The sequence below is a fragment of the Clostridium polynesiense genome (genome assembly GCF_000820705.1).
Lineage (GTDB): Bacteria > Bacillota > Clostridia > Clostridiales > Clostridiaceae > Clostridium_AA > Clostridium_AA polynesiense.
In genome coordinates this window covers 1-7,668 of sequence record NZ_CCXI01000130.1, presented here as the reverse complement: position 1 = coordinate 7,668, position 7,668 = coordinate 1, and the positions used below count along the sequence as shown (strand labels likewise).

Here is a 7,668-nt window from a genome sequence, read left to right as displayed (position 1 = left end):
AACCCCTGGGGTGCTTCCTTTTTATGGGGGCAATTTGTTTAGGCGCCTTCGTTGAGGAATCTGTATTGGGCCATGTATAGGCTGTAGTATATGCCTTTTTGGGAGAGAAGTTCATCATGAGAACCGCTTTCTTTTATTTCTCCTTCGTCAATAACCATAATTCGGTCACAATCCCTTATGGTGGAGAGCCTATGAGCTATAACAAAGGAGGTTCTTCCTCTTAATAACTTTTTTATACCTTGCTGAACAAGCTTTTCTGTGAAGGTATCAATGTTGGATGTAGCTTCATCCAAAATTAATATCCTAGGGTTGGCAAGCATTGCTCTGGCAAAGGATATGAGCTGTCTTTGGCCTAGAGAAAGTCTTGATCCTCTTTCATTAACTTCTGTATCGTAGCCCTTTTCCATCTTTATGATGAATTGGTGTGCATTAACTGCTTTTGCAGCGGCTATGACTTCTTCATCAGTGGCATCAAGCTTTCCATATCTTATATTTTCTTTTATGGTAGCGGAGAAGAGGAAGGTGTCTTGAAGCATTATTCCCATTTGTGATCTGAGGGACTCCAGTTCTACATTTTTAATGTTTTTGCCATCGATGAGCACTTCACCTATTTGAGTGTCGTAAAATCTGCTCAAAAGTGAGGTAATGGTTGTCTTACCTGCACCTGTAGCTCCTACAAGAGCTATAGTTTCTCCCGGGGATACTTTAAAGCTCACATTGTTCAGTACAGGATTACCTTCTTCATAATAAAAGGTAACTTCTTTAAATTCTACATTTCCCTTTATCTTAGGCATTTTAACCGCATTTTTAAGGTCAACTATATCCGGCTTGATATCTAATATGTCGAAAATCCTTTCTGCTGCGGAGAAGTTTGATATCAGGGTATTATAGAAGTTGCTTATATTCATGATAGGTCTCCAAAACATGCCTATATACATTGTAAAGGCTATCAGTGTACCTACGGAAATATTCCCTTCAATTATTAAGTTGACTCCCACCATAAATACTATCACCGTTCCGGCTCCCCAGGACAACTCCACTAGTGGCCAGAAGAGGTCGTTGAGTCTTACTGTGCTTATAAAGGAATCCATAAGAGTCTTGACCAAATCTTTAAAGGAATTAGAGGTGTTCTTTTCGTTGGCAAAGGCTTGAACAACCTTTATTCCTGCAAAATCCTCATGGGTAAAAGCATTTAAGTTAGAACGTTTTTTTCTATAAGCATCCCACCTTTTTCTTGATACCGTTTCTACCTTAAACATGCTTATAAAAAGCAAGGGAAGAATTATTATACTTGCCAAAGCCAGTTTGAAGTTCATATAAAACATCATAAAGGCAACGCATACAAGGCTTAAAAGTTCTGGGATAAAACTTGTTATACTATTGGAAAATAGTTCCTGAAGTGCATTTACATCACCGATAACCCTGGCGAGTATTTTTCCTACAGGTCTGTTATCAAAAAAGGAGAAGGATAGCTTTTGAATATGGGTATAAAGCTCTTCCCTAATATTTATCAAAATATTATTTGTAATTGAAGACATGGATATCAATCTTATCCTGGTAGCTAAAGCAGCCAGACTGTTTAGTACAAGAAGCACAGCTCCTATAATAAGCAGTCCTTTTATATCTCCTTTTTGTATATTATTATCTATAGCTACCTTAAGAAGATAAGGATTTAAGATACCGCAGATCATAACAAAAATCATAAGCAGTATTACAAATAAGGCCTTTATTTTATAGGGCTTTAAATATTTCATAAGCCTCCCTATAATCTCTAATTTAGAGTGCCTTTGAAGATCTTCATCCTGTTTTACAGTATTCTTAGCCATTATACCACCTCGCTTTCAAAGGACTGAAAATCTTTAAATTGTTCGCAGTATATTTCATAATATCTGCCTTTAAGCTTTAGAAGCTCATCATGAGTTCCTTCTTCTAAAATAGTTCCGTTTTCTAAGAATATAATCTTATCTGCATTTTTAACTGCAGATATTCTGTGAGCAATTATGAAGGTTGTACATTGTTTGGCTCTCTCATTTAAATTTTTCAGAAGATTATATTCTGTATCCATATCCAATGCAGAAGTAGCATCATCCAATATCAGTATAGAAGCATCCCTGACTAATGCTCTGGCAATGGATATCCTTTGTTTCTGCCCTCCGGAGAGACCTATTCCCCTTTCTCCAACTAAGGTGTCAAAGCCTTCTTCAAACTCTGTTATAAAATCATAACAGCAGGCTGTCCTACAGGCAGTTTCTATTTCATCCATAGAGGCACTCCTCTTTCCGAATTTAATATTTTCCTCAATTGAATCGGAAAATAAGAAGGTGTCCTCAGGAATTACCGACATATGACTTCTCAAGGAGTTAAGATTGATTTCCTTAACATTTATACCGTCCACCTTAACTTCACCCTGGGATACATCATAGTATCTTCCTATTAGATGGAGAAGGGTAGACTTTCCTGAGCCCGTTCCTCCCATTACTGCCACTGTACTTCCGGCAGAAATCTTAAGGTTTATATCCCTAAGTACTGTTTCGTCATTGTACTTAAAGGAAACGTCTTTAAACTCAATATCACCTTTAATAGATTCCGGTGAGGATGCATTTTCCGGAGTCTTTATAGATGGCTCCGTATCCATAATATCGAATACTTTTTTTGAAGAGGCTTTATTTTGTGCAAGCATATTAGTGAGCCATCCCAGGTTCCTCATGGGCCAGATAAGGTTTCCTATATACTGGCTGAAGGCCACCAAAGTACCTATAGTCATGGATTTATTAATCACTAAAACTCCTCCAAAGATAATCATTATAATAATAGAGAAGTTAGTGAGTAGTTCAATTGGGGGATAATACTTAGCTAAACTTCTTGCCTGAGACATATTTAAATCATAATTTGTACGATTCATTTTAAGAAATTTTAAAATTTCGTGTTTTTCTCTGGCGAAAGCTTTAACCAGTCTTACTCCAGCTATATTTTCCTGTGCTGTGGTGTTTATTACAGCAGCTTGATCTGATATTTCTTCATAGCTTTTTAATATAGTATTCTCAAGCTTAACTGCTATATAGCCTATGGGGATCATTATGCTTATACAAGCTACTGCAAGCTTCCAGTTTAAAGAAAATAAAATTATAGAACTTAACAGAAAATAAAAAATATTTTCAACGAAGAGTCTTAAACCAAAGGAAATAGTCCTCCAGATATTATCTACGTCTTCGCCTATCCTGGACATAAGCTCCCCGGTATTCATATTGTCAAAATAGCTAAACTGCAGACTTTGAATATGATTAAAAAGATCATTTTTAATGTCTTCATTGACCTTTGCAGAAAGCACATCAAAGAGATATTCCCTAACATATCCGATGACTGCCTTAGTAATAGTAATAACCATCATAATTCCAAGCAGATACTTTAAAATGGAAAATTCCTTTAAGATTATAACCCTATCTATAATAAGTTTGGTTATATAGGGAGTGACAGCATCTGCAGCAATAACACAAACCATAGCTATAGTAGGTATAAAAAGCAGAAGTTTGTATTTCAGTACATAATTAAAAATCCTTTTCATTTTTGCTTAAACCTCCTTTGCAAGCAAACTGACATTTATATAAACCTTCATAATGCCCTTGATTTATTGAGTCGGTGCATTTGTATTAATATTCAAAAAATAAAAAAGCCATGGAAAACCCAAGGCTTAATCAACAGATAGTTTTATAAAAATTAAAAAAGCCACAGGAAGATAGCCTGGGCTTTGTTATTAATTCAAATGAATAAAATTCACTATTATTAATGCACCAAGAACAAAGATAGGCCATCAATTACATATTTAGTTGATGTTAATTTCGCTGAGTTATTAAACTTATTAGTAATCATATTCCTATCTCCTTTCTTATAAAATAATGAATTATATTTCCATATTACAGTAGTTTTGGTAAAGAATCAATAATTATTTTTATTATTTAGTAATTTATTTGCGATAAATATCTACAAAATCTGCTATTTATTTAAATACATTTCTCCAACTTTAACTACATCGCCGGCACCTACTGTAAGAAGAAGGTCACCTTTTGACAGCTTTTTTTCTACATGACTTAAGGCTTCTTCATGAGAATGTACATTTACACAGTGAATTCCTTTAGCCCTTATAGCATCGCCAAGCATATCAGAGGTAATTTCGCCTGTGTCTTTTTCCCTTGCTGCATATATATCCATTAATATTAATTCATCGGCACCTTCAAAGCATTCTGTGAATTCTTTAAAGAGGCTTTTAGTCCTTGTGTAGGTATGAGGCTGAAATACACAGTATATTTTGTTGTGAGGATAGCTTTTAGCTGTTGAAAAAGTAGTTTTTATCTCTGTAGGGTGGTGTGCGTAATCATCAATCACTGTAACGCCATCTTTTACTCCTTTAAATTCAAATCTTTTATGGGCTCCTTTGAAGCTTTTAAGACCATGAATTACTGCTTCGTAGGAGGTATTAAATATCAATGCTACCGCAGATGCACATAAAGCGTTTAAAATATTGTGCCTTCCAGGTACTGAAAGCTTAAGGCTGAATAATTTATCACCTCCACGGCACACATCAAAGGTAGGAGAACCCTTCTCGTCGTAGGTTATATTACTTGCCGTCAGCTCTCCTTTATTGATTCCATAGCTTATTACATTGCACTTTGCCTTGGACAATATATCTGAAACCCTGTCATCTTCTGCACAGCCTATAAGATAGCCATCCTCGGGAATAAGGTCTGCAAATTCTTTAAAGGTTTCTGTGATATGGTCTATATCTCTGTAATAATCCAGATGATCTGCATCTATATTAAGTATAATTCCTATATATGGGAAGAATTTTAAAAATGATGCTTTATACTCACAGGCCTCTGTAATAAAATATTCACTATCACCAACACGGAAATTTCCCTTTATAGCATCCAGCTCTCCGCCTACCAGTATGGTGGGATCAAGATCAGCTTCTAAAGCTACATGGGAAATCATAGATGTGCAGGTGGTTTTTCCATGGGTTCCAGCTACAGCAACATTATATTTATGTCCCTGCATTATGTGTCCTAAGAATTCTGCTCTATCCATATGAGTTATATTATTATTAATGGCATAGCAAAGCTCTGGATTATCCTGAGAAATAGCTGCAGTGTATACTACTAAGTCTACATCCTCAATATTAGAGGCATTATGTCCTATGTAAATTTCTGCTCCCAGAGCTTTTAAATTTTCTGTTATATGAGATCCTTTTGCATCTGAACCGGAGACTTTATAGCCGGCATTAAGAAGCACAGCAGCAAGACCGCTCATGCTGATTCCGCCTATTCCAATAAAATGAACTTTTTTATCCTTATCTTTTATAAAATTAAATGACAAAATACCAACCCCTCTTTTACTAGCTTATGAATAATTATTTACACTTTTTTGAAAAATCACACGTATATTTTATTGTATTCAAAAAAGTATATTAGGATACAACAGCTGCAGTGATAATTTCTAAAGTTTTTGCTTTGATATCCATAGATTAGCACAATATGCCGGCGGAGTAAATTATAATATATCCTCTATACATAAACTGGTGCTTAAAGATAAATCATAAAAGTTGTCATTTACTGATACTAAGGGTTTGGTTATATTATTTGGATTTAATTTTACTATTCTGCCCAGCTTTCCATTATTCAAGGCTACGTTATCTCCAATATAAAAGTTGAGCATATTCGTAATAAATACGCTGCAATAATTAGGATCCAGTTGTTTAAAGGAATCTGCTTTAATATTTTCTAAAACCGACAAAGGACAGATCTTGCTCCTATAAACTCGATTAGAAGTCATAGCATCAAAGGTATCCGCTATGGCAATTATCTTTGCAAAAGGGTGTATGTTGTTACTCACAAGCTTTAAAGGATAACCTGAGCCGTCTTCTCTTTCGTGATGCATTAAAACAGCAAGGCTGACACTGGTATCTATAAAGGGAACTTTTTTTACCAGATCATATCCTAGCCTTGAATGCCTTTTTATCTCTTCAAATTCATTTTTATTCAAATTCCCTTTTTTATTTAAGATTTCAGGGCGTATCTTTGATTTTCCTATATCATGAAGGAGACCTGCATAACATAAAAGCTTAAGATTATTATTGGAAAGATTAAGCCATTTACCCAAGGTAACGGAAAGCACCGCGGTATTCACTGAATGTCTGAAGGTATATTCATCTACATTTCTTACCTCCACTATACTCTTCATTATTAAGCCGTGATCTTCAAAATTCATTATTTTTTCTGAAATCTTCCTTACATCCTTAATTTCTACTTCATCGCTTTTAGCTACTTCCTTAAAAATATTCTCTGCGATGTTTGAAAGAGCTGAAAAATCTTTTTCGATTTTTACCTTTTTAGAAGCTATATTTTCTTTATATATTGATTTGTTATCAGGATTATCCGGACGGTATATCTGCAGATGTTCCTGAGGAAATTGACTCATTATCTTAACAGCCAATTTAGGAGAAATTTCTACATCTTTATTTAAAAGCTTTACATTGTTGATGATAAAATCCCGGCTAAGAACCATACCCGGCTGTAAATCCACACATCTTATAGTCATTACCAAACTTTTCATATAAAACCTGCCTCTTTTTACAAAAATTTCAATATAATTTTACCAAATAAATTCTATTATGTAAACTGTAGGGAACATGGAAAACAGGCTTAAAATAGGCTTTTATAAAGGATATATATTGCTAAAAAAAAGAAATTATAATAAAATATGAATATTAGTAAGGTAATTAAGTTTTAAAATTCGTATTTAAAGGAAGAATAATTAAAAAGTGAAGGTGATAGTATGGAGAAATTGACCAGAAACAGTAGAATATCAGCCATAACTAGGATATTAACAGATAACCCAAACAGAATTATAAGTTTTAACTATTTTTCCGAACTGCTAAATAGTGCTAAATCGACTATAAGTGAAGATATGGTGATAGTTAAAGATACCATGGAAAAAATGAATTTTGGAAAGGTTTTAACCATTGCAGGAGCTGCAGGAGGAGTTAAGTACATTCCGGATATAAGCATAGAAAGCAAAAAAGAGTTTGCAGAAGAAATATGTAGGCTTCTTAAAGACAAGAGCAGGGTAGTACCTGGAAACTTTATTTATATGACAGATATAATGTTTAAACCAAGAGTGGTGAGCATGGCAGGAGTTATTCTGGCTTCCCATTTTTACGATAAAGATGTAGATTATGTGGTTACTGTAGAAACCAAAGGAGTTCCCCTTGCTTATGAAGTGGCTAAAAACTTAGGAGTACAGCTGGTTACCGTAAGGAGAGAAAATAAGGTTACAGAGGGACCTACAGTGAGCATAAACTATGTTTCAGGTTCTTCAGGACGTATTCAAAATATGTCTTTAGCCAGAAGAAGCTTAAATAAAGGAAGTAAATGCATTTTTATAGATGATTTTATGAGAGCTGGGGGAACTGCAAAAGGAATTAAAGATCTTTTAAATGAATTTGAAAGCGAATTAGTTGGTATAGGAGTGCTGGTTGAGAGCGTAAGTGCAGGAAGAAAACTAGTGGAAGAGAGAATATCTATTTTAGAATTTGACTCAGTAGATGATGAAGGTAACATAAATATGAGAATATCACCTTCCTATTCTTAAAGAAAATATGAACAAAAATTCAAATTT

General features: G+C 34.5%; 5 protein-coding genes. 1 reads left to right on the top strand and 4 read right to left on the bottom strand.

What is annotated here, in order from left to right; genetic code table 11:
• Positions 1–38: 38 nt before the first annotated feature.
• The 4 genes from TA89_RS12645 to TA89_RS12630 all read right to left on the bottom strand — a co-directional run bounded on the left by TA89_RS12645 (position 39) and on the right by TA89_RS12630 (position 6,603).
• Positions 39–1,826 carry an ABC transporter ATP-binding protein gene (locus tag TA89_RS12645; RefSeq protein ID WP_040213869.1) on the bottom strand — a complete coding sequence of 596 codons (1,788 nt, stop codon included), beginning with the start codon at positions 1,824–1,826 and terminating at the stop codon, positions 39–41.
• A complete protein-coding gene (locus TA89_RS12640; RefSeq protein ID WP_040213867.1) occupies positions 1,826–3,562 on the bottom strand; it encodes an ABC transporter ATP-binding protein in 1,737 nt (578 codons plus the stop codon). The genes TA89_RS12645 and TA89_RS12640 overlap by 1 nt, the downstream gene beginning before the upstream one ends.
• Positions 3,563–3,990: 428 nt before the next feature.
• A complete protein-coding gene (murC, locus tag TA89_RS12635; protein WP_040213865.1) occupies positions 3,991–5,367 on the bottom strand; it encodes a UDP-N-acetylmuramate--L-alanine ligase in 1,377 nt (458 codons plus the stop codon).
• 174 nt (positions 5,368–5,541) lie between these two features.
• Positions 5,542–6,603: an HD-GYP domain-containing protein gene (locus TA89_RS12630; RefSeq protein WP_040213863.1), complete on the bottom strand. Its 1,062-nt coding sequence runs from the start codon at positions 6,601–6,603 to the stop codon at positions 5,542–5,544.
• A gap of 222 nt (positions 6,604–6,825) precedes the next feature.
• Between TA89_RS12630 and purR the strand changes: the two genes are divergently transcribed.
• Positions 6,826–7,641 (top strand): pur operon repressor, encoded by an 816-nt coding sequence (gene purR, locus TA89_RS12625; protein WP_040213862.1) that lies wholly within the window; start codon positions 6,826–6,828, stop codon positions 7,639–7,641.
• The last annotated feature ends 27 nt before the right edge of the window (positions 7,642–7,668 follow it).